Origin of the sequence: Acetobacter sp. (assembly GCF_047723915.1) — a bacterium.
Taxonomy (GTDB): Bacteria; Pseudomonadota; Alphaproteobacteria; order Acetobacterales; family Acetobacteraceae; genus Acetobacter.
This window is the reverse complement of sequence record NZ_JBDOBQ010000008.1, coordinates 35404-59229: the sequence shown is the minus strand read 5'-3', so window position 1 is coordinate 59229 and position 23826 is coordinate 35404. Positions and strand designations below refer to the sequence as shown.

Below are 23826 nucleotides of genomic sequence, written 5' to 3'. Positions count from 1 at the left end.
GTGGGGGCAGGCATGGCCCCCACACATCTTGGCCTCACCTTGCCCCCCCCTGAACCTGTCAGAACGTGGCTGTCAGGCTGAGGTTGAAAGACCGCCCCAGCCCCGGAAGCGGGCCCAGATACCCGGTCGCCTCGTAATCGCCCAAAGACAGGCCACCCAGTGGCAGGTCGTATTTCTGGTCCAGAACGTTATCGATGCTGCCATTGAGCGTAAGGTTGCGCCAACGGTAGCTGCCCCCCAGCCCCAGCAGGGCATAGCCGGGTGTGCGGGGCTCGTTACGCAGCCAGTCCACCGTGTCCTTGGCCTTGACCAGGGTGACTTCGGCGTGGCCTGTCCAGTTCCGCCAGGTTTCATGCAGGGTGATGGAGCCGTTGGTCGGCATCTGGTGGTACAGGCCGGAATGCGTGACCAGATCCTGCCCGCGCACCCAGTTCAGATTGGCGCGCAGCTCCCCCATGCCGTAGCGGGTGGTGTTCCACAACCGCACGAAGGCCGAACTGTTGATCCCGTAACTTTGCGCGTTGTGGTTGGCGAACTGCAGTTTCGACAGCCCGCTTGCAAATTCCCCGATCCGCATGACGTTGATGTAGTGGTGGGTATAGGTGTAGTACGGCTGCACCTTGACTTCCCACGCATGATCCACCGGGTCGTGCCAGGTCAGGGTCATGCTGGCGGTATTGGCGACTTCGGGCGTCAGGTTCATGTTGCCGACATAGCCGTTGCCGTCCCCGAACCAGCCGATCATGGTGGTGGCCATCTGCCCCCTGGCCCATGCGTAGCGTTCATACAGGTTGGGGGAGCGTGTCTTGCGGGCATAACCGGCGTCGATCATCAGGCTGTCGAGCGGGTGCCAGTGCATGAGTGCCGTCACATCGAAATTGGTGTCGGTCCGCCCGCGCCGGGCGGCATTGAACTGCCGGGCCGCCATGGCGTCGGTCATGTTCATCATGCTGGTCCATGAATAGGGCGAAACCTCACCCGTATTCATCATGACAAGGTCGCTGCGCAGGCCCAGTTCAGTGAAAAAACGCGGCAGCCACCGTGCCTTCCATTCCACATAATGGCCAAGCCGGTCGCGATGACCGTTATTGACGTTGTGGAAGGTGCCCGGCCCCATCATCATGCTGCCCGCAAGCGGGGGCCACCAGTCGTTCAGCCCGTTATGGTCGAACGAACTGCCAAGCCCCAGCGTATGCACCCGCCCGAGCGGAATGCTCGCCTTGATGGAATAGCCCGCCGTACGGGTTGCGGTGTTCATGGGCATGCCGGTCGTGGCGGTGTGCCCGCCCTTGTCGGACAGCATGTCCATCGCATGCTCGACCCGCTGCCAGAAACCCCGCGCCTCCAGCGTGCCCCAGTTGAAATCGCCCTTGTACTTGCCGTTGACGAAAGTGGAGCGGTTATTGGTCATGTCCATGTACTGGTTGGCAAAACCTTCGTAGGGAATATCCTGCTGGCCGAAGGTCAGGGCCAGAAGGTGGTTTTCCTTTTTGACCCCCAGCGTCACGGCATGATTGAAGCTGAGATAGCTGGTGGACAGCACGCGCTGCTCGTTCCCGCCGCTATGGTAATCGCTCGCATGGCTGTACGAGGCCGTATAACGCAGGCTGAGCCAGTCATTGGCCAGTGTGACCGAGCCGGAAGAGCCCGACCCGCCGCCATTGCTGCGATAATCGCCCCGCACATGCCCGGTCACCAGCAGTTTCGCGGTCGCGGAAAAAATAGGGTCGCGCCGGTTGACCTCTATGGTGCCACCCGTACTGTCCCCGCCCTGGCTGACGGAGGTAATTCCCGCGATGGCCTGCGCCGTTTCCACCGCGTCGGGGTCGATATAGGACATGGCCGGGTTCATGTGGTTGGGGCAGGCCGACTGAATCCGCATGCCATCGACAAAGGTCGCGACACGATCGTCCGCCATGCCGTTCAGCACCGGCAATGCCGACACACCACCCGCCGCATAGGAACTGAAACCCAGACTATGGCGGAACAGATCGCTCGTATCCGGGGAGGTTGTGCTCATATGCCGGATACCGTTGACCGTTATCAGTTCCTGCCGGGGGGAACTGGCATGCACATGGGCGGGCAAAGCCTGCGCCGCATGCGATGACGGTGCCGCCACAGGCTGTACGGGATCGGTGGGAGCAGCGGTATCCGCACCATGGGCCGATGGTTCATGAACAACCAGTACGCCAAGGCACAGACAGGCCAGCACGCGCGCCCGCGGGGCGCGACAGGGAAAAAACAGGATCATGATAAAAGCTCTGGTCTGAAACGGTAACAGCCAGCGCCCCGCATTGTCCTGTTCGGGACAGATGCGCGAACCGCTGGCGCTCAGGGTGTCTCAGACCGGGGCGGGCGGCCCTGTCGCGGGGGGCAGAACCGTTATGCGGCCCCAGAGCGGGGTGCGAGGCAGCACGGTCGCATAACCCGGCCCGCGCAGCACGAACCCGAGCAGGACCAGCGCACAGGCGAGCGCAAGAACAACCGCGGGCAGGTGCAAAAGCGGGCAGAGCGGGCATTCGCCATCGTCATGATGATGGTGGCCACCATGCGCCGGATGAACAGGCGGTGAACTGTCCGGCCCGTGGCCGGTAGCGGCCTGCACCACCGCGGCAGGCAGACCGGGCGCGGCCATGACAGGTGCCGCCATGCCGGGGCCGGTCATGCGGGACATGGCCTGTTCAGGCATTGCCCGGTCGGGTCTGGTCCGGTTTGATCTGGCTTGGCTGGGGCTGGCCTGGTTGGGGCTGGTCCGCTCGGACATATCCGGCATGCTCATATCCATGCCAGCCATAGTCCCTGAACGGGCTTGCGGGGCCGAAAGACCGCCCGCATCGCCCCGATCACGGTCAGGGCCGATATGCAGGCCCGTCAGGCGCTCGAATGTCGCACGCGGCGCTTCATCCAGCCGGGCCTGACTTTGCAGGGCAAGCTGCCCGACAAGCCCCAGCAGCACGCACAGCACCACCAGCCAGCGCATGACAACGCCGGAACCCTGTCTGGACCATGCGGGACGGAACGCGTTCAGAAGCCTACCTTTCATGACACCGGTGCGTTATCACAAAATGCAGAGCGACGCGGCCATGTAAACCCCATAAATATCAGAACTGCCCCGCCCTGCCGGTTGCATGCCACAGGCATGACGACACGCACCGGCACACCCGGCAGGCGGCCCGGGCGGCACAACAGGTGAATGATCCCGCCCCCTGCGCCGAACAGGGTGCGACAATGGCCGATAAACGCTATAGTCACGCCATGAAACACCCGAACACGCGCACCAGAACACCCACGGGCCGCACCCTGCGGCATGACCGCAGGGCGTTCCTCCTGATCGGGGGGATGGCCTTGGCCCTGCTGGCCGGAGCGGCAGGGTTTCGTACCCTTCTGGGCATGCGTCAGCCGGGTGTCGGTGGCCCTTATGCCTTGACGGACACCGCCAACCGTCCTGTCACACAAGCGGATTTCAGGGACCGGTATACGCTGATCTATTTTGGCTACACGCATTGTGTCGATGTCTGCCCCCTGACACTGGCAACCGTCTCCGCCGCGCTGGAGGAACTGGGCCCCAGAGGCCGGGCAGTGACACCCATCTTCATTTCCGTGGACCCTGAGCGCGATACGCCCGGGGTTGTGAAAAACTACGTCGCGCATTTTTCGCCAGACATTGTGGGGCTGAGCGGCACCACCGCGCAGCTTCGGCCGGTGCTGGCGGCGTTCCATGTCACGGTCAGGCATCATGCGGGGGCGAACGCGCTTATCGACCATAGCTCCCTGCTGTATCTGATGGACGGACACAACCATCTGGCTGGCATGATCCCGGTCGATTCCAGCGCGCATGACATCGCAGCCGACCTTGCCCGCATGCTGCCCTCGTCCTGACGTCATCGGCCATGCCCAAGCTGTCGGGCAAGCCATGCGGCACCCGCCAGCACGATCAGCGACAGGCCAAGTTCGGGCAGCAGCACACCCAGAACACAGACAAGCCCCACCGTTGCAACCCCCATCCGTTGCGACCGATGGGCCGGGGGTGCGCCCAGTTCGCCAGGCGGCCTGCGCCGCAGCCACAGAACCGTCGCGGCACCGCTCATCAGCATCAGCGCGATGGCAACCAGCAGGTTGAGTACCTGATTGGCCCAGCCGAACAGATGCCCCTCATGCGCCGCCACGCCATAGCCTATGATACGGTCCACAAGACCCTTCTGGTCGAATGTCCCGTGCGAGAGAATACGCCCGTCCGGGCTGACCGTCACACTCTGGCGCAAAGGGCGGTTCTGCGTATCCGAACGGATGGTCCATGGTCCATCCGGCGTTGCGGGGGGTGTCACCAGCACTGGCGGGGGCAGGCCCAACCCCGTCGCCACACGCACGACTTCATTCAGTCCCGACATGGTACCAACCGGAAAGGACACCGGCACGGCAGGGGGCGGCATATCCATGCCCGGCATGTCCATTGCCCTATCCGCTGCCGATATGGCCGTGCCCGATCTGGCATTATCCGAACGCGTTCTGCCCAAGCCGGCACTGGCCGAACTGGCATTCGCCGCGCTGATACCGGCCGAACTGATACTGGTCGAACTGGTACTGGCCTGACCGGCCATGTCTGCCGTGGCAACCCTATGCCCCGCTCCTGCCTGTGCTCCACCGGGTGGCAGTGGCCTGCCCGCAAGTGTGTCCCTTACCGGCACAGCACCTATTTCCCAGTCGCGCACCGTGACCAGCCGCCCCACCCTGTGCTGAACCGATGAAAGCGCATGGCCCCACACAAAGGACCAGGGCAGACCCGACACCAGAAACAGCACCAGCACGCCCGACACCCACACACCGCTCACCGCATGAATATCCCGCCAAAGGGCCCGGCCCGTCCGGCCAAGGCGTGGGTAGAGAAGCCCGCCAAGGCCGCGCAGGTCTGTCGGCCACCACAGCCACAGGCCGCTCAGAACCAGCACGACCGTCCAGGACGCAACCATTTCCATGATGACGGAGCCGACATTCCCCAGCAGAAGCTGGCCGTGCAACTTGAACACCAGCCGTTCGAACCGCTGTTCCTCCGCCACTGTTTTCAGCACCTTGTGGCTGGTCCGCTCCACATAGACACGTATGGCCTGACCATTGCGGTTGACGATCACACGCGCCGCACCCTGCACGGTGGGTGGCACCTCATAGGCCAGCAGGGTGCTGCCGGGTACCGCCTCCAGTGCGGCCTCAACCTCCCGCATGGGGGTCGGGGCGCGGGCTGCGGGCAGATGGTCATAGGGATAATCGATCAACGCCTCTATCTGGGGCTTGAACAGATAGAGGCTCCCTGTCAGGGACAGGAGCACGATAAACGGCAGGCAGAACAGGCCGGCAAAAAAATGCCAGCGCCAGACCGTGCGGCGGTCTGGCCACAGGCCCGTGGCCAGATGTTTCATGGCGGGTCTCATCACAGCCGCACCCGCACGCCGCCATAATACGCCCGTGGCGATCCGGCGTAGATCGACCCCGTACTGGTCATGAGCGTGCCTGCCCCTGCCTGTTGCCCGTTGGCCAGCAGAACGTCACTGATATTGGTGGCACCGGCAATATAGGTCTGGTTGGCAACATTCTGGACCTCGAAATACCAGTGCAGGCGCTGCACCCAGCCCAGACGCCGTGGGGGATCGTAATGAATTTCAAGGTTGAGCAGGGCATAGCCCGGCGCCTTGAGCCTGTTGGCGTTGTCCAGCCAGTAAGCATCCCGCCAGGTGACTTCCGCATAGCCACCAAGCCCTTCCAACCTGCCTGAAGGCTGGTCGTACAGAAAACGCGCATTCAGGAAATTGGGAATGACGCCGGGAATATAATCGCCCCTGCGGCTGAAGCTGCGCGAGATCAGGCTGTTGGACAGCACCTCCGTATAATTGGTGTAAACCTGATTGTCATAGGTGTAGCTCAGCATGAATTTCCCGCCCGGCAGGGTGCGGGGCAAAGGTGTGCTGTCAAGGCCCAGCACCACCCCGCGATGCTGCGAGGCCGGCGCATTGAAAGTATAGGCCCCCACCGTGTTGACACCGGCAGACTGGCTGACCAGTTCATTATTATAGAATTCGTAAAATCCCGTTGCCTGGACATGAACGGTTTTGCCCAGCCGCCAGTCTGCCCCCACATCCACCCCGACACTGCTCTGGCTTTTCAGCCGCGTGTTGGCGCCATACTGCCCCTGCGGCGTAATGAACAGGTTGGAGGCAGATGGCGTACCGTAGGCGGTGCCAACGCGCGTATGCAGTGTCCAGTCGTCGGTCGGGGTATAGATCAACGCCCCTTCGGGGGCGAGGTTGAAGAAGCTACGACTGGCCGTAACAGGGGTCCGGGTCATGGCCGTGGCGGAATAGCCATAAAGCGTTTGCGTGGCCCCGATATCGGAATACGTGCCACCAAGCCCCACCACCGCCCGCCAGTTCGGCGCGAAATGCCAGTCTTCCTGAAAACGCGCGCCCAGGTTCCACTGATGGCCGTAGGACTCTGAACTCATGGCCCCACGCGCGGCCCCGCCCAGCGGCATGATATTATAGGTCTGATACCCGTAATCGAGATAATCGAAGCTTATTCCGGCAAAGCTTTCCAGCACGGTGCCCGCCACCGTAGCCCGGTTCGTAACATCGCTGCTGACAGCGTAGGAATTATACGGCCCGACAAAAGACGTGGGCGATGTCGGCTGGTCGACATGGCGCTGGTCGTATGTGAACTGGTTGCGCCATGTCGTCCGGCTGCTGAAATCGTGTTCCCACCGCAGGCCGGTTATCGTACGCCGGTCGAAACGCCCAAGCCCTGCGGCCTGCGGGCTTACGGCCTGTTTTGCCCCGAACCGGCCGTTGACAAGCAGATTGACCGATGCACACCCGGCCGCAGCGTTTGCGGCATCCGCGCAGCCGCGCTGGTATGGGTTGGCACGGTACTGGTCGAGGGAAAGCCGAACAGGCAGATAGGCGTGTGTGATATTATTGACGACTTTGAAAATCAGCCGGTCAGATGGTGCAAGAGACACACGCAGGCGCAGGTTTTCGGTCGAGGTGTCATACCGGCTGTTGGCGATAAAGCCGTTGCCCCGCACATTGCTGCCAAAAACCATCAGATCGTAGGCGCGGTTTCCCAACCCGAGTGTCGCGTAGGTGTTGACCGTGCCAAAACTGCCGAAATCGGACCCCAGTTCCACCCCGTTGATGTCCGCACCCTGACGGGTCCGGAAATTGATGGCGCCATTTATGGCGTAGTTTCCATACACGGTGGAGGCAGGCCCCTCGAACACATCCACCCCGTCATAGGCATGCGGGTCGATCAGATCCGCACGGGCCGTGCCGTCAGGCTGTGTCATGGGAAAACCGTCTTCAAGAACCTGAAGGTTCTTCAGCCCATAGGACTGCCGGTCCCCCGATCCCCGCACAGAAACAACCGTGTCGCGCGGGCCGTTGCCCTGCGTAAAGCTGACACCGGGAATGGTCACGACCATATCGGCCACCGTCTGCCCGACCTGGTCTGCAAAGCGGCTTCTATCCGCGCTGAAGGTTGTCTGCCCCGCCGGGCGAACGGTGGCCGGCGCGCGGCTGGACCCGGTGACGAGAATATGTTCCGCCGTCACGGGGGCAGCAACTGCCCCTGCAACTGGCCCTGTCGCTGGCCGTGCCAATGGCCTTGCCGCCACAGGCTGTGAGCCGGAGCCGGATCGGGACCCGGAGGCATAATGGGACCGGGTATCCGGCTTGCGGTACTGCGGCCCGGAATGGACCCTGTTTTCAGGCGTGGCGGCCTGCGCTCCGGCCCAGACAAACACGATGGCACCCGCCGTTACGCCGCACATCCGGCGAACGGTGCAAGAAGAAAAAGACATGGATCAGAACCTGAACAGTCGACACGAAAAACCCCACACGTGTCATCGTCACGCGTGGGAGGCTCGGTGGCAGTCAGGTCAGGCGGGAGGGCCCTGCGGGCAAAGCGGCGATCGCACCCGGAACGGAGGGCCGCGAACGGGTGGAAAAACCCAGATCCGGTCAAGGCAGTTCAGCAGGACCGTAACAAAAAGGACAATGCTGCCAGCAAGGGCCACAAGTTCCAGCGCGTCCGCCAGAAGAAAACCCCCGCTCTGGTCATCATCCGCCGGGTGATGTTTTTCATCCGGGTTGGGCAGGGGCGCCGTGTCGTCGCAGAGAACGGAAAGCTTTGACAATTCCCGCAGGGGATCGTCGAACACAGACATGGGCTGGGCCATGCTGCCAAAGGACAGGCGTGCCAGCAACGCGAGCGCAACCAGCGGCCAGACGACCGCCCAATGTGCCCTGCTGCGAAAAGACATGCTCATGCAACGCTGCTAGCCCAACCCGCGCCCGATGACCAGAGCGTGATCACGCAACGCCCCATGCTCTGGCAACATCTGCCCTGCATGTGCCCTGCATGACTGCTGGCTATGCATGGCATTTTCGCCGCTCTGCCCACAGCACATGACGGTATCGAGCGGGCGTATACATAAAAAAAGCCCCCGCCTGCTGGCGGGGGCTTTCCTGTCTGTGGCCATGACGACCGGGTAAAAAATATGTCGTTCAGCCCTCGAACGGATCGCGCACCAGAATGGTGTCCTCCCGGTCCGGGCTTGTGGACAGAAGCGTTACCGGAGCCCCCACCAGTTCCTCGATCCGGCGCACGTATTTGATGGCCTGGGCCGGCAGGTCGGCCCAGCGACGGGCCCCAAAGGTGGTTTCCTTCCAGCCTTCGATGGTTTCGTACACCGGCCTGATCCGCGCCTGTGCCGCCGGAGCGGAGGGGAAACGCTCGGTTTTTTTGCCGTCCAGTTCATAGCCGACACAGATCCGGATTTCGTCCAGCCCGTCCAGCACGTCCAGCTTGGTCAACGCCAGACCGTTCACCCCACCCACGCGCACGGCGTGGCGGACCAGCACGGCGTCGAACCAGCCGCAGCGGCGGGGGCGTCCGGTCACGGTGCCGAACTCATGCCCGCGCTCACCCAGGCGGCGGCCCGTATCGTCGAACAGTTCGGTGGGGAACGGCCCTTCGCCCACGCGGGTGCAGTAGGCTTTGGCAATACCCAGCACAAACCCGGCAGCAGCAGGCCCCATACCGGAACCCGTACCCGCATTGGACGCCACGGTGTTGGAACTGGTCACGAACGGATAGGTGCCGTGGTCCACGTCCAGCATGACCGCCTGCGCCCCTTCAAAAAGGATCCGCTTGCCTTGGCGGCGGGCATCGTCCAGCACGTCCCATGTCGGCGCCATGAAGGGCAGGACCTTGGGGGCCACGTCCGCCAGCCAGGCCAGCAGGTCGGCTTTGGTGAAGGTGGGGGCACCCAGACCCGCCAGCAGCGTGTTGTGGTGCAGCAGAAGCTCGTCCAGCTTCCAGTCCAACGTTTCGGGCTCGGCCAGGTCACACAGGCGGATGGCGCGGCGGGCCACCTTGTCTTCGTAGGCGGGACCGATGCCACGCCCCGTGGTACCGATCTTGCGGTCGCCCCGCGCGGCTTCACGCGCGCGGTCCAGCGCGCCATGCACGGGCAGGATCAGCGGCACGTTTTCGGCAATGCTCAGCGTTTCGGGGGTGACGTTCAGCCCCTGTTCGGCAATGCGGGCAATTTCGGCCAGCAGGGCCTGGGGGTCCACCACCACGCCATTGCCGATAATGCCCAGCTTGCCGCTGACCACGCCCGAAGGCAGCAGCGACAGCTTGTAAACCTGATTCCCCACCACCAGCGTATGGCCCGCGTTATGGCCACCCTGAAAGCGCACGACCACATCAGCCCGGCTGGCCAGCCAGTCAACGATCTTGCCCTTGCCTTCATCGCCCCACTGGGCGCCGATCACGGTTACGTTGGACATAGAGGGTCTGCTCCTGAAAACTCTGTCTGCTGGTCACAAGGAAGAGGCGGCACCGTGTGCCGGAATGCTAGGAAACGGCGGTACACACAAGGCCGGACAACACGAAATCGCACCCCATGCGTCTGGCGTCTTCCGTGGCCTGAACACCGGCTGAAAAACCGCCGATCGTGGCAAAGCCTTCCGCCCGCAGGCGGGCTGCCTCCGTGCGGTCGGCACCCAGGGCAAGGTAGACGCGCGCGCGCGGCGGGGCGGCGGGGATCAGGCGGAACAGCACGTCGGGGCGGAAAGTCAGCCCGCAGGCGGGTTCGTTATCGTTGCACAGGTAACGCCCACCCCGGCCCAGTTCTTCCGAACGGCCGGTGGCAAACACCGTGACACATACGCCGGTATGGTATTTCCAGCCCCTGAACTCCACCGGGTCCACGGTCAGGCGCAGGTCGGGGCAGATTTCCCGCACGGCGGCGACCGTCGCCACCAGCCGGTCCAGAATGGCGCGTGCGCGCGGCGGCAGGTCCAGCCCGCTCAGCCGGGCCACGGCATGGTCTGCCGCGCCGCTGGAGTCCAGCAACGCCGTCAGGGTCGCGGCCAGCGCGCCACCGTGTTCGGCCACGGCCACAGCGTCCTTGCGGTCGAGCGCCCGCAGCAGCGCCGGGCGGGAGGCCACGGGCACGCCGGCTTCTTCCAGCAGGGCGGGAATGAAAGGGGGCATGGTCAGGTCGAAGGACACACCATCCACACCCAGCCGTTCCAGCGCCTCGGCCCCGACGGCAAGAATTTCGGCATCGGCCTGGGGCGAATCCGGGCCGATCAGCTCAATCCCCGTCTGCATGACCTGGCGCCCGCTTTCCTCGGCGGCGACAGGGGCCACAACCACGCAGGTGCCCGCATAGGACACGCGCAGCGGCCGCAGCATGCCGCCTGCACGAGTCGCGGCCATACGGGCGATCTGGGGCGTAATATCGGGCCGCAGCACCATCATGCGCCGTGTATCGGGGTCCATGACCCGGAAGCTCTGTTCCGCAAGGGACGCACCGGCACCGGCCAGATACGTTTCCTCGAACTCCATGAGCGGGGGACGCACGCGGTCGTACCCGTGGGAGGCAAAGACATCCATCAACGTCGCAACGCCCTGGGCTTCCGTACGGGCGTCGGGTGTCAGCAGGTCAACAAAGCCGGCGGGCAGCAAAGCCGGGCTCAAGGGCGGGTCATCCGTCATGCCACGGCCTATAGCATCCCCTGCCCGGCCCGTCATGCCCGCAAAACAGCACTTTTTGCGCAAAACCCCAATGCGGCACCCTGCACGGGGTCCTGCCCACCCGGGGGATACGCCAAAACACCGGGGGCACCCGCTCAGCCCTCCGCAGCACCGGGCAGTGTTTCCCAGCCCGAACCGATAAAGGTCAGCACCCTGCGGCCCACGCCGTCGGCACGCAGGACGATCAGGTTACGGTCTTCCAGCCAGCCCAGCAGGCGGCGCGCACGCCCCTTGGACACGGTGCCGTAAACCTGGGCGATCCGTGCATCGGACGGGCAGGCCTGCTTTTCTATGGCCGCGCGGGCCAGGAACAGGAACACGGCCTGAATGTCCTCCGGCAGGGTGGTGGCCAGGGATTCGGCCTGCTGCCAGTCGGGCGAGCCTGCCGTATCCTCGCCAACACCGCTGCGGGCCGTGGCCAGCAGGCGGTTGAAACGGCGCATGTCCAGCGCGTTGCGGCCCAGAGCGGCAATGCGGCAGCGCACCAGAAAGTCCTGGTACAGGACCGGGGCGGGGCGAAAACCCTGGTCCTCGTCGGCCAGCATGTCGCGCAGGATGGCGGTCATCTGGGCCTCACGCTCCGCGCGGGACTGGGGTGAGGCCTCCTCATCCTGCTCCGGCCTGTCGTCGGGGCCGCCATCGGGCTGGCCCTGCCCGTCCCCCGCCTGCCCGTTCAGCGCGCCGCTGGCCTGGGCTTCCCCATGGGCTGCAAGCTGGCTCAACAGGTCCGGCATGGTGGGCTGGGCGGGCCTGCGCGGGCGGGGGGGCAGGTCCTGCACGGGCACGGGAGCCAGAATCAGTTCATGCACCGGGGCGGAAGGCGGCTCGAACGGGGCCAGCACAGGGCCTGCGGACCGGCTGCTGGTTTCCACCGCCCCGATCCTGATGGTGGTGGGCCTGCGGCACAAGGCTGGCCCGAGCGCCACAAACGTGCCGCGCGCCAGATCGCGGAACGCTTCCGCCTGCCTGCGCTCCATGCCCAGCAGGTCGGCCGCGCGGGCCATGTCGATATCCAGAAAGGTGCGGCCCATCAGGAAGTTGGAGGCTTCCGCCGCCACGTTCTTGGCCAGCTTGGCAAGGCGCTGGGTCGCGATAATGCCCGCAAGCCCACGTTTACGGCCACGACACATCAGGTTTGTCATGGCCCCCAGCGAGGCCCGGCGCGCCTCGTCCGAGACCTCACCCGCCACGGCGGGAGCAAAAAGCTGGGCTTCATCCACCACCACCAGCACCGGGTACCAGTGTTCGCGCGGGACTTCGAACATGCCGCCCAGAAACGCCGCCGCCCAGCGCATCTGCTGATCCGCATCCAGCCCTTCGAGGTTCAGCACGACAGAGGCGCGATGAACGCGCATACGCTCACCCGCCGCATGCATGGCCGCCTCGGAATGATCAGCCGCGTCTATCACCAGATGGCCGAATTTTTCCGCCAGACTGACAAAATCGCCCTCGGGGTCGATAATGGCCTGCTGCACCACGCGAGCGGTCTGTTCCAGCAGGCGCCGCAGCAGATGCGATTTGCCAGAGCCCGAATTGCCCTGCACCAGAAGCCGCGTTGCCAGAAGTTCGCCAAGGTCCATCTGCGCCGGGCCGCCACCCGGTACCGCACCCATCGTAATCATGCTGTTCATGGCTGAGGGGGATACCGCCTGACACCCTGCCCTTGCAACCAGTCCAGCGCACCACGGCCCGCGGCCCGCCCGGTGGCCAGACAGGCATGCAGCAGGTAACCGCCTGTCGGGGCCTCCCAATCCAGCATTTCACCCGCTATGAACACACCGGGCATGGCACGCAGCATGAACTGGTCCGTGCAGGCCTGCTGCATAATGCCACCCGCGGTCGAAATCGCCCGGTCGAGCGGTTGCGGACCGTCCAGCACAACAGGCAAAGCCTTGATCCGTGCGGCCAGCGCCGCCAACTCCACAGGCACAGGCCCGGCCTCGCGCAGCAGCCCTACCGCCACGGGGGGCAGGCGCAGCGCCTTGCGCAGGCGGTTGGCCATGCTCTCGCGCCCGCGCACCTGCGCCAGCCGGTGGGCAATTTCGGCCTGGGTCATATCGGGGCGCAAATCGCACAGCACGACCGCGCGCCCCTGTTCCGCCACACGCTGACGCAACGCGGCGGACAGGGCGTACAGGGCTCCACCCTCCAGCCCGGCCTGCGTCACCACGACTTCGCCACGCACGCGCACGCCGTCGAACGACAGCGCTACAGGCTTGAGCGGCGTGCCGGCAAAACGCCGGGCAAACACATCGGACCAGCTTGCACGAAAGCCGCAGTTCGCGGGCTGGAGCGGTGCGACCGCCACACCGCGCCGCATAAGTACGTCCACCCAGCCGCCGGTACTGCCCAGCCGGGGCCAGCTTGCCCCGCCCAGCGCCAGCACAAGAGCATCGGCCTGCACGCAGAACGTGCCGGGTTCTCCCCCCTGCTCACTGTCGCCCGACGACTCTCCCGTCTGGGGTTCATGGGTAAAAACCGGCTGCCCCTGCTCGTTCCAGCCGGTCCAGCGGGCACGGGGCGTGAACACCACCCCCAGGTCGCGCAGGCGGGCAAGCCAGGCCCGCAGCAGGGGCGACGCCTTCATGGCCGTGGGAAAAACCCTGCCCGACGAACCGACAAAACTGGCCTGTCCCAGCCCTGTCATCCAGTCGCGGATATCCTGCGCGCTCCATGCTTCCAGCGCGGGCCGCAACCATGCGCTGGCAGGGCCGAAGCGTTCCACGAACAGCGGCCAGGATTCGGAATGGGTGATGTTCAGCCCACCCCGCCCGGCCATGAGCAGCTTGCGCCCGAAGCTGGGCATGGCGTCCAGCACCTGGACCGCGCAGCCCGACCGGGCCAGATATTCGGCGGCGGCAAGGCCCGCGGGCCCCGCGCCGACAATACAGATCCGCGCAGGCCCCGTCATGCCGGCATGGGCAGGCGTGTCATACCGGAGTCCGGGTTGTGCCGCGCACGGCTCTGGCCAGGTCTTCGATCTGGCCCAGCACGCGCGGAAGGGTCTGTGCGCTTGCCCGGCCCTGGTCGTCCAGCGTTTCGGCCAGTGTCGCCAGCAGGGCGGACGCCACCACGGCCGCGTCCCCTATGGTGGCGGCCTCGGCCGCCTGTTCGGGGGTGCGCACGCCAAAGCCTATGGCCACGGGCAGGTCTGTCGCGGCACGCAGGCGGGGCATGGCCGCGCGCAGGTCCTGCGCACTGGCCGAACGCGTGCCGGTAATGCCGGTAATGCTGACGTAATAGACAAAACCCGACGCATGCGAGAGCACATAGCCCAGCCGTTCGGGCGTGGTGGTGGGCGCCACAAGACGGATGATATCGAGCCCGGCCCGGCTGGCCGGTCCTTCGAGCACGTCGGCTTCCTCGGGCGGGAGGTCGACCAGAATCAGCCCGTCCACCCCGGCGGCGGCGGCGGCGGTACAGAAGCGTTCGTAGCCATAGGATTCCACCGGGTTCACATACCCCATCAGGATAACCGGCGTGGTTGAATCGCCCTCGCGGAAGGCGGCCACCATGTCCAGCACGCCAACCAGCGTCGCCCCGGCCTTGAGCCCACGGATGGCGGCGGCCTGAATGACCGGACCATCGGCCGATGGGTCGGAGAACGGCATGCCGACCTCGATCAGGTCCGCCCCGGCGGCAGGCATGGCCCTGAGCAGCGCGAGCGAGGTCTGCAGGTCGGGGTCATAGGCTTCGAGATAGGGAATGAGCGCGCCGCGACCTTCAGCCGCAAGCGCTTTGAAACGGGCGGCGATACGGCTCACAGCGTGACCCCCAGATGTTCGGCTACGGTAAAGATGTCCTTGTCCCCCCGCCCTGACAGGCTGACGGCGATCAGCGTGTCCTTGGGCAGGGTTGGAGCGATCCTGATGACATGGGCCACGGCATGGGCGGATTCGAGGGCGGGAATGATACCCTCCATTTCGGTGCAGAAGCGGAAGGCCTCCAGCGCTTCGTCATCCGTCGCGCCAACATATTCCGCCCGGCCGATATCATGCAGCCAGGAATGTTCGGGACCCACGCCGGGGTAGTCCAGCCCGGCACTGATCGAGTGGGCTTCCTCGATCTGGCCATCGGCGTTCTGGAGCAGATAGGTGCGGTTGCCGTGCAGCACGCCCGGCCGCCCCCGTTCGATGGAGGCCGCCGTCTTGCCGCTGTCCAGCCCGTGGCCTGCCGCCTCCACCCCGATCAGCCGGACGGACGCATCGTCCAGGAAGGGGTAGAAAATGCCCATTGCGTTGGATCCGCCGCCAATGGCGGCCACCACCACGTCGGGCAGGCGGCCTTCGGCTGCGTGCATCTGCACTTTTGTTTCCTCACCGATCACGCTCTGGAAATCGCGCACCATGGCCGGATACGGGTGCGGCCCCGCCACGGTGCCGATCAGCATGTAGGTGTCGGCCACGTTCGCCACCCAGTCCCGCATGGCGTCGTTCATGGCGTCCTTGAGCGTGCCCGCGCCGGACGTGACGGACACGACCTCCGCCCCCAGCAGGCGCATGCGGAACACGTTGGGTTTCTGCCGCTCGACGTCGGTGGCCCCCATGTAGATCACGCATTTCATGCCGAACAGGGCGCAGACCGTGGCGGTTGCCACCCCGTGCTGGCCGGCCCCGGTTTCGGCCACGATACGCGTGCGGCCCATGCGGCGGGCCAGCAGGATCTGGCCCATGACGTTGTTGAGCTTGTGCGAACCGGTGTGGTTCAGTTCCTCGCGCTTGAGGTAGATTTTGGCCCCACCCAGCTTTTCGGTCATGCGGCGGGCGAACCAGAGCGGACTCGGACGCCCCACGTAGTCTTTCAGGTAATAGGCCAGTTCTTTCCGGAACTCCGGATCGGCCTTGGCCTTGGCATAGGCGGCTTCCAGTTCCAGAACCAGGGGCATGAGGGTTTCAGCCACGAAACGTCCCCCATGCACGCCACCGAAATGGCCTTTTCCGTCCGGTTGGCTTTGCAGGGAATTCCCCCCCCTTTGGGGTGCCGCATGTTCAGTCGGGTTCGCCATGACCAGTCCTACCGCTCCTTCGTTTCAGCCCGTCTACCCGCCCCCGCCGCAGCGACCCGCAGGACATCATGCCCTGTTCGGGTCGCTATGGCGGGGGCTCCCGGCACTGTGACGCGTCCATTTTCTTTGGAACCGCCTTACCAGAAGCAATCCCGAATTGCACCGTCCCGCACCGCAATCTTGTCAGGATACAAAAACCTGTTTCATAGTCGCGGCGCACAAAGACGGGGAAAAAGGCCGTGCGCGCAGGCGGCCTGCCCCACAAAGCGGGTGGCGGCCCCCCGCTGCGCCGCCACCGGAAAGCCACGACGCACCCGGCCGCGACAGAACAACAAAGGGAGACTCGCATGTTTCTGGCCCACAGGCCCGGAATGCCCGCGCAGGCCGTTCAGACACCCAACGACGCCGAAGGCTGCGTATGGCTGGACCTTCTGGACCCGACCCCGCAGGAACAGGCACTGGCCGAACAGCTCTGCGGCCAGCCGCTGCCAACCCTTGCTGAACTGAACGCCATTGAAAGTTCATCGCGGATCAGCGTGCGCAAGGGGGCAGCCTTCCTGTCCTCGCCCCTGCTCAAGAAAACGGGAACAGAGTTCCAGACCATGCCGGTGGGTTTCATCCTGACCGAAGACCGGCTGTTCACCATCCGCTTTCAGGCCTATTCCGCTTTCGAGGCCCTGACCCAGATCGTGGCCGAACAGGTACCGGCCGTGCCCGCCCTGCCCCCCGCCAGCACGCCGGCCACCGGCCCTGTCGCGGCACCGCATGCCCTGGCACTCCACCCCAGCGAAATTCTGGTGACCCTGATCGAGACCATCGTGGACCGGCTGGCCGATATTCTTGAAAGCGTGGGCGACCTGCTGGACACCCTGTCGCACGATATCTTTCGCCAGCGCCCCCAGACCCGTGTGAAACGCAACATCGCCTCCTGGCAACGCGACCTGCTCCAGCGTGTGGGCAGTTCCGGCAGCCTGTGTTCACGCATGCGCGATACACTGCTGGGCCTGGAACGGATTGCCCTTTTCCTTGGTGAAAGCCGCAAGGCCGCGGCAGCAGCCCCCGGAGCGGGGGGAGGCATGCTGTCGCTGGGATCACGCCGGATTACACCCAATCCCCCCAGCACCCAGGAGGACAGCGGAGCCGCCGCCTACACCCTGCCCGGCGCGCTGCGCGCACGCATTGCCACCGTCAGCCGCGACCTGTCATCGCTCGACGCCTATCTGTCACAGGCACAGGACAAGGTGGAATTCCTGCTGGACGCCACGCTGGGCTTTATCAATATCGAGCAGAACGGCGTCATGAAAGTGCTGACGGTCGTCAGTTTCATAGGGGTCGCCCCGACCCTGATAGCCGGTATTTACGGGATGAATTTCAAATACATCCCCGAACTGAACTGGTCGTTCGGCTACTGGTACGCGCTGGGGCTTATGGGCGCCACCACCGTGCTGCCCCTGCTATGGTTCTGGAAAAAAGGCTGGCTGGGCGGGATCGGCTGAACGCCCACCACCCTGCACCCGGGCACAAGACCGCTTATATCTTGACGGGGGCTGACAGTCCGGCTAAGATCCGCCCCCAAGACGCTGGCTGACTTCACCTGCCCAGTGCTTTCCTCATCCCCTGTCAGGATTGTCTTTTCCCTGAACGCCCGCCTTGCAGGTGGGCATGCAATCGGCCGATCCCCTTGGCCATGTTCAGGGCATGACGCGATCCAGACCTTCCCCATCTGAACTTTCTTGCCAGTCAGGGCAGTCCTCTATGCATCTTGCGGAACTCAAGGCCAAGTCGCCCGCCGACCTTCTGGCCTGCGCTGAAGACCTGAATATCGAAAACGCATCCTCCCTGCGCAAGCAGGACATGATGTTCGCCATTCTCAAGGCGCTGGCCGACAACGATCAGGCCATCTACGGCGAAGGCACGCTTGAGATCATGCATGACGGGTTCGGCTACCTGCGTGCGCCCGAATCCAACTACCTGCCCGGCCCGGACGACATCTACATTTCCCCCACCCAGGTGCGGCGCTTCGCCCTGCGCACGGGTGACACGGTGGAAGGCCAGATCCGCGCCCCGCGCGACGGCGAACGCTATTTCTCGATGCTCAAGATCAACACGATCAACTTCGAGCCGCCGGATGCCGTGCGCCACCGCATCAACTTCGACAACCTGACCCCGCTCTACCCCGAGCGGCGCCTGCAGATGGAAGTGGAAAGCGAGGCGACAGCCCCCGAACCCAAGGCGGAAAAAGGCAAGAAAGGCGCGCAGAAAGACTTTACCCCGCGCGTGATCGACCTTGTGTCCCCCATTGGCATGGGCCAGCGCGCCCTGATCGTGGCGCCGCCGCGCTCGGGCAAGACGGTCATGCTCCAGAGCATTGCCTCCTCCATTACCGCCAACCACCCCGAAGTGTTCCTGATCGTCCTGCTGATCGACGAACGCCCCGAAGAAGTGACCGACATGGCCCGCTCCGTGCGGGGCGAGGTCATTGCCTCCACCTTTGACGAACCGGCCCACCGCCATGTGCAGGTGACCGAAATGGTGCTGGAAAAAGCCAAGCGCCTGGTCGAACACAAGCGCGATGTGGTCATTCTGCTGGACAGCATCACCCGTCTGGCCCGCGCCTACAACACGGTCGTGCCGTCATCGGGCAAGGTACTGACCGGTGGTGTGGACGCCAACGCCCTGCAGCGCCCCAAGCGCTTCTTCGGCGCGGCCCGAAACATTGAGGAAGGCGGCTCCCTGACCATTATCGCCACCGCCCTGATCGATACCGGCAGCCGCATGGATGAAGTGATTTTCGAAGAGTTCAAGGGCACGGGCAATTCGGAACTGGTGCTGGACCGCAAGCTTGCGGACAAGCGCACCTTCCCCGCCATCGACATCACCAAGAGCGGCACCCGCAAGGAAGAACTGCTGGTGGACCGCGCCACACTGTCCAAAATGTGGGTACTGCGGCGTATTCTGGCCCCCATGGGCACGATGGACGCCATGGATTTCCTGCTCGACAAGCTCAAATACAGCAAGACCAACAACGACTTCTTCGAAGCCATGAACAACTGAGCCTGCACGGCCCCGGCTGTCATGCACACATGGCCCGCTCCGGTTTACGCCGGAGCGGGCCATTGTGTTTCGGGCCGGGTATGACCGCCGCCCGCGCGGGCCTGCCGGGGGCCGCCGCTCACACGGGTTTTACGGATTTTTTCAGGCAGCAGGTCCGTCTTTTTTGCGGATAACCAGCATCACGCTGCCGTCAGGCTGAGGGGTGTCGGCCACGATCTCATGCCCCAGCGCCCTTACGGAACGGCTGACATTGCGGTGAGGTTCATCCCCTTTCAGCCGCACACCCAGCATTCCGCCGGGGGGCTGCCTGTCCAGTGCAAGCCGCGTCCGCACAAAGGTCATGGGACATGTCTCGCCCGTAATATCCAGAACCGGGGGGCAGGACGTTGCGCCAGCGGACACAGCACCCGGCGGCTCTGCTGGGGGTGTCATGGTGGCATCACGCATGGGACAACTCTCCTTCCATAAACCGGACGTTCTGGAAAACTGGCATTACCGGCCAGAGACCGCAAAACAGTCCAAGCACCGGCTAACCGGGCCGCGCCTGACAGCGCCTTGCCGCATGGAAATCAGGACGCCACCGGGTAAGATTGGACAAAGGCCCCTTACTTCGGCTACCTAATCGATGAACATGAAGATGGCAACGTAAGGCAGGGTTTGCGACCTTGAAGATACAGGCGGCAGAGTCAAGAATTGAGCAGTTATGTATCGAACACGGCCTGAAAATGACCGGACAGCGGCGTGTTATCGCCCGAGTCCTGTCAGAAGCGGATGACCATCCGGACGTAGAGGAACTCTACCGTCGGGCTCTGGTCCTTGATTCGCGGATTTCCGTTGCCACGGTATACCGGACAGTACGGTTGCTGGAAGAAAAAGGCATTCTGGAACGACGGGATTTCGGCGGCGGGCGCGCCCGATACGAAGCAACCGAACATGGTCGACACCACTACCACCTGATTGATGTCGACAATGGCAGGGTGATCGAGTTTGAAGACCCGGAGCATGAAAACCTGATGAAGAAACTGGCGGACCGTCTCGGGTTCGAGTTTGTTTCCATGCGTCTGGAACTGTTCGGCCGTAAAAAGCAGCCGGTTGGCAAGGCCCCGGCCCGGACTCCGGCCAAGAAAGCACCCAAGGTTCACACAAAGGGAGACATCGCATGAGTTCCGCACGCGCCAGCGGGGGCGGACTGTCGACCCTGGACCTTGACCGTACCATTTTTCCCGAATTGCGGGGCGGCAGCCTGAGCGTACGCATAGCCGCCACGGATGATGAGCGCGATGCGGCGCAGGCGCTGCGTTACCGCGTTTTCTATGAAGAAATGGGGGCGACCGGCAACCCGGAAGCCCGGCTGCTGAAACGCGATATCGATGAATTCGACGCCGTGGCGGACCACCTGTTGGTGATCGACAACGCCATTGCCTCGGACGCGCGCGGCGTTGTCGGCACCTACCGCCTGGTGCAGAGCGAGGCCGCGGCCAGGATCGGGCGTTTCTATTCCTCCAGTGAATACGATATCACCCCGTTGCAGGAATTTCCCGGCAGGCTGCTTGAAGTCGGCCGGTCCTGCGTGGACAAGAACTATCGCGGTCGCACCGCCATGCAACTGCTATGGCGGGGCATTGCCTCCTATATCTTCCTGCACCGGATCGACCTGCTGTTCGGCTGCGCCAGCCTGCCCGGCACCGACCCCGACCGCATAGGCGACGAACTGACCTATCTCTACCACAACCATCTGGCCCCGCCGGCCCTGCGCGTCCGCGCGCTGGAAGGCCACAGGGTGGAGATGCTGCGCACGGACCCCCATGCGCTGAATGTGCGTAAATGCCTGGCCGGACTGCCGCCCTTGATCAAGGGCTACCTGCGGCTGGGTGGCTATGTGGGGGACGGGGCCGTTATCGATCCGCAGTTCAACACCACGGATGTCGCCATTCTGGTCAAGAGCGAACTGCTGGCGGACAAATATTACCGCCATTACGAACGTCGGCTGCGTGACGCGCTGGACTGAACCCCTTCCCGCCAAGGTTCCACCTGGCGGGGCGTACCACCCTACTCCCGCCCGGACACCAACGGGAACTGGCAGGCTACGGTGCAAATTACCGTGCTGATGTCCAGTCCATGACCGGGCAGACACGTCTGGCCCGCGCAGGGGCCTTTGCCCAGAAACCGTGGCAGATACAATGCCTGTCCCGCTACCGGCGGGTACAGGCTTTTACCCACAGATACATCCCGCCAAAGCTCCGTTTTGCAATGCGCCTGCTGGCTTTGGGAGCCACAAGTGCACTGGCCCTGCCACCGCTGCATGTGCTGCCTGTACTGCTCCTGACATTCGGGCTGCTGGGCCGGTACCTCAATACCGCCACAAGCTGGCGGCGCGCGGCATGGGCTGGCGCGCTGTTCGGTTTCGGGTTCTACGCCACCGGATTATACTGGCTGGTCAACGCCGTCATGGTGCGTGCGGCCGAGTTCTGGTGGTTTGTCCCGTTTCCCTCCATGGGCTGCGCGCTCATTCTGGCCCCCACGGTGGCGGTCCCCGCCATGCTCAGCCTTGCGGTGCGCCCCGGGCTGGGCCGCATGGTGTTTTTCGCCGCCGCATGGACACTGGCCGATATGAGCCGCACTTTCCTGTTCAGCGGCTTTACATGGAACGCACTGGGCAGTTGCCTGGCCATTCCCGGCCTCATGGGAGATATCCTGATCCAGCCTGCCGCCTGGGTGGGGGAGGACGGAATGACCCTTGCCGTGGTGCTGCTGGCAGGCCTGTGCGGGACCGTGCTTGTGGACCGGTGGTGGCCTGACGTATCAACTCGGCACTATTCCAGCCCGCAACGCCTGGCAGTACTGAGCGGAGGCGCGCTCTTCTGCCTGATCTGGATCGGGGCGGGCACGGCACGGTTCTACACCGCCACCCCGCAGGGAGAGCCCGGTCCGATTGCCGTGATCGTGCAGGGCAATGTGCCCGAAACCGAAAAAATGGGCCGCCAAAACCCGCGTGAAATCTTCGAACGTTACCTGCGCCTGACGGCACAGGGCGTGCGCGAGGCGCAGCAGATCCAGAACACGCAGGCAACCAGCCAACCTCCCGAACGACAGGCAGGCGGGCCGGATGGCTCGACCGGGCGTTACAGGCCCATCGTCTTTCTATGGCCCGAGACCTCTTTCCCCGGCTATACGCTGCTCCAGGACAGCCCGCGCGCGCGTCAGATCATCATGCAATGGGCCAACCCGGCCGATGCCGGGCTGATCGGCGCCCTGCGGGTCGATCAGCAGGACCGTTACCGCAACTCCATCCTCGCCCTCGCCCCTGACGGCGCGGTGGAGGCGGTTTATGACAAGGCAAGGCTTGTCCCGTTCGGTGAATACCAGCCGCCGTTCATTCCCCTGCAGATCGTACCCCAGGGCGGCATGGCGCCGGGACCCGGCCCCCAGACGCTACACCTGGCGGATATACCCGCCGTAGGGCCGCTAATCTGCTACGAGGTCATTTTCTCGGGCGAAGTCGTCAGACGCGACGACCGGCCACGCTGGCTGGCCAATGTGACGAATGACGGCTGGTTCGGGAACAGCGCCGGACCGCGCCAGCATCTGGCTTCGGTAAGGCTGCGCGCGGTAGAGGAAGGCCTGCCCGTGGCGCGGGCGGCCAATACAGGCATTTCCGCAGCTTACGATGGCAGAGGCCACAGGCTGGCATGGGCCGGGTGGGGGCGCAGCGCGGTTCTGGCCGTTCCCTTGCCGGCACCTCTTGCCCCCTCCCTGTTCGGCCGTTATGGACAGGGCATTCCGTTAGCGCTCAGCCTGTTTGCCGCACTGCTTGGCGGGCTGCCATACTGGCTCGGGGCGCTACGGCGAAAGACCGCTTAACAGCGATGGGGCGAGAACTGGCGCCCATGAGCAACCCGTTATATAAACAATCGTTCATCTTGCGTCCGGCAGAAGCTACTAGCGCATGATCCGTCGCGTGACCTATAATTCTTCGCTTGATGACTTGTGTCGCTCTCTTCTTCTTATCGTGTCGGGGAAAGCTTTAGCGTGACACCCTCAGAAAACCACCTCGCTGGCAACGTCACGATCGGTTCGTCCCATGCCAGCGTGATTGACGCCCATGTCGGCAAGCGCATCCGTCTGCGCAGGACCCTGCTTGGGCTGTCCCAGGAAAAACTGGGAGAAGCCCTGGGGGTGACCTTCCAGCAGATCCAGAAATACGAGCGTGGCGCAAACCGTGTCGGCGCGTCCCGGCTGTACGACATCGCCACCGTGCTCGATGTGCCGATCAGCTTTTTTTTCGATGACATGCTGCCCCTGCAACCCCAGGCTGAAAGCGCTGTTTCATCGCCGGTTTTCGACGGTTTCGCGGACACACGCAAACCCTTCCCCACCACGCCGCAACGCCCCTCGGTAACGAACGAGGACCAGGCGCTTATGAGCAAGAAGGAAACGCTCGAACTGGTCAGGGCCTATTACCGTATCCGCCAACCAGCCCTGCGCCAGAAAGTGCTCGAGCTTGTCCTGTCGATGTCGGCGGATGATGCGGACAAGACCAGCCAGTAAGGCACCTCTCTGCCCCACACCATACCGCTCCGGGTTCTGGAACCGGGCCTTTGCCGCACCGGCCTTTGTCAGCAGTCTTCAGGACGTTTTTACGGCGTAATGTCATAATCAAATTATACAGGCGC

The 23826-nt window shown here is 64.0% G+C and carries 19 protein-coding genes; 7 read left to right on the top strand and 12 right to left on the bottom strand.

What is annotated here, in order from left to right:
* Positions 1–58: 58 nt before the first annotated feature.
* Complete coding sequence (locus ABF990_RS06615; protein ID WP_415500142.1) at positions 59–2251, bottom strand: TonB-dependent receptor plug domain-containing protein; 2193 nt, start codon at positions 2249–2251, stop codon at positions 59–61.
* Between the two features lie 90 nt (positions 2252–2341).
* Positions 2342–3043 (bottom strand): hypothetical protein, encoded by a 702-nt coding sequence (locus ABF990_RS06610; RefSeq protein WP_415500143.1) that lies wholly within the window; start codon positions 3041–3043, stop codon positions 2342–2344.
* 146 nt (positions 3044–3189) lie between these two features.
* On the opposite strand from ABF990_RS06610, the gene ABF990_RS06605 reads away from it, so the two are divergent.
* A complete protein-coding gene (locus tag ABF990_RS06605) occupies positions 3190–3879 on the top strand; it encodes an SCO family protein (RefSeq protein ID WP_415500144.1) in 690 nt (229 codons plus the stop codon).
* Between the two features lie 2 nt (positions 3880–3881).
* Here the strand turns inward: ABF990_RS06605 and ABF990_RS06600 are convergent, their stop codons facing one another.
* The 9 genes from ABF990_RS06600 to trpB all read right to left on the bottom strand — a co-directional run bounded on the left by ABF990_RS06600 (position 3882) and on the right by trpB (position 16099).
* Positions 3882–5411, bottom strand: coding sequence for a PepSY-associated TM helix domain-containing protein (locus ABF990_RS06600; protein WP_415500145.1), 1530 nt, complete (start codon positions 5409–5411; stop codon positions 3882–3884).
* 11 nt (positions 5412–5422) lie between these two features.
* Positions 5423–7843, bottom strand: a complete 2421-nt coding sequence (locus ABF990_RS06595; protein WP_415490682.1) for a TonB-dependent receptor family protein — start codon at positions 7841–7843, stop codon at positions 5423–5425.
* A 78-nt stretch (positions 7844–7921) separates the two neighbouring features.
* Positions 7922–8305: a hypothetical protein gene (locus ABF990_RS06590; RefSeq protein WP_415490683.1), complete on the bottom strand. Its 384-nt coding sequence runs from the start codon at positions 8303–8305 to the stop codon at positions 7922–7924.
* A 244-nt stretch (positions 8306–8549) separates the two neighbouring features.
* Entirely contained in the window at positions 8550–9839 is a 1290-nt protein-coding gene (locus ABF990_RS06585) for an adenylosuccinate synthase (RefSeq protein WP_415490684.1), read from the bottom strand.
* Between the two features lie 67 nt (positions 9840–9906).
* Positions 9907–11091, bottom strand: coding sequence for an ATP phosphoribosyltransferase regulatory subunit (locus tag ABF990_RS06580; protein WP_415490685.1), 1185 nt, complete (start codon positions 11089–11091; stop codon positions 9907–9909).
* A gap of 98 nt (positions 11092–11189) precedes the next feature.
* Positions 11190–12725: a helicase HerA domain-containing protein gene (locus tag ABF990_RS06575; protein ID WP_415490686.1), complete on the bottom strand. Its 1536-nt coding sequence runs from the start codon at positions 12723–12725 to the stop codon at positions 11190–11192.
* Positions 12722–14005 carry a TIGR03862 family flavoprotein gene (locus ABF990_RS06570; protein WP_415490687.1) on the bottom strand — a complete coding sequence of 428 codons (1284 nt, stop codon included), beginning with the start codon at positions 14003–14005 and terminating at the stop codon, positions 12722–12724. The genes ABF990_RS06575 and ABF990_RS06570 overlap by 4 nt, the downstream gene beginning before the upstream one ends.
* 19 nt (positions 14006–14024) lie before the next feature.
* A complete protein-coding gene (trpA, locus tag ABF990_RS06565; protein ID WP_415500359.1) occupies positions 14025–14858 on the bottom strand; it encodes a tryptophan synthase subunit alpha in 834 nt (277 codons plus the stop codon).
* The gene (gene trpB / locus ABF990_RS06560) at positions 14855–16099 is read right to left on the bottom strand and encodes a tryptophan synthase subunit beta (protein WP_415500358.1); all 1245 of its coding nucleotides are present in this window, start codon (positions 16097–16099) and stop codon (positions 14855–14857) included. Before trpB ends, trpA begins: the two co-directional genes overlap by 4 nt.
* Before the next feature lie 371 nt (positions 16100–16470).
* Here trpB and ABF990_RS06555 point away from each other — a divergent pair, with 371 nt between their 5' ends.
* On the top strand, positions 16471–17595 hold the full coding sequence (locus tag ABF990_RS06555) for a magnesium transporter CorA family protein (RefSeq protein WP_415490725.1): 1125 nt from the start codon (positions 16471–16473) through the stop codon (positions 17593–17595).
* Between the two features lie 259 nt (positions 17596–17854).
* The gene (gene rho, locus ABF990_RS06550) at positions 17855–19153 is read left to right on the top strand and encodes a transcription termination factor Rho (RefSeq protein ID WP_415490690.1); all 1299 of its coding nucleotides are present in this window, start codon (positions 17855–17857) and stop codon (positions 19151–19153) included.
* Positions 19154–19294: 141 nt separating this feature from the next.
* Here rho and ABF990_RS06545 read toward each other — a convergent pair whose 3' ends face one another.
* On the bottom strand, positions 19295–19585 hold the full coding sequence (locus tag ABF990_RS06545) for a sulfurtransferase TusA family protein (RefSeq protein WP_415500363.1): 291 nt from the start codon (positions 19583–19585) through the stop codon (positions 19295–19297).
* Positions 19586–19878: 293 nt separating this feature from the next.
* On the opposite strand from ABF990_RS06545, the gene ABF990_RS06540 reads away from it, so the two are divergent.
* From ABF990_RS06540 to ABF990_RS06525, 4 genes are all read left to right on the top strand, one after another.
* Positions 19879–20316 carry a Fur family transcriptional regulator gene (locus ABF990_RS06540; protein ID WP_415490691.1) on the top strand — a complete coding sequence of 146 codons (438 nt, stop codon included), beginning with the start codon at positions 19879–19881 and terminating at the stop codon, positions 20314–20316.
* A complete protein-coding gene (locus ABF990_RS06535) occupies positions 20313–21161 on the top strand; it encodes a GNAT family N-acetyltransferase (protein WP_415490692.1) in 849 nt (282 codons plus the stop codon). Before ABF990_RS06540 ends, ABF990_RS06535 begins: the two co-directional genes overlap by 4 nt.
* A gap of 242 nt (positions 21162–21403) precedes the next feature.
* On the top strand, positions 21404–23014 hold the full coding sequence (gene lnt, locus ABF990_RS06530; RefSeq protein ID WP_415500362.1) for an apolipoprotein N-acyltransferase: 1611 nt from the start codon (positions 21404–21406) through the stop codon (positions 23012–23014).
* Between the two features lie 168 nt (positions 23015–23182).
* Complete coding sequence (locus ABF990_RS06525; protein WP_415490693.1) at positions 23183–23701, top strand: helix-turn-helix domain-containing protein; 519 nt, start codon at positions 23183–23185, stop codon at positions 23699–23701.
* Positions 23702–23826 lie beyond the last annotated feature (125 nt).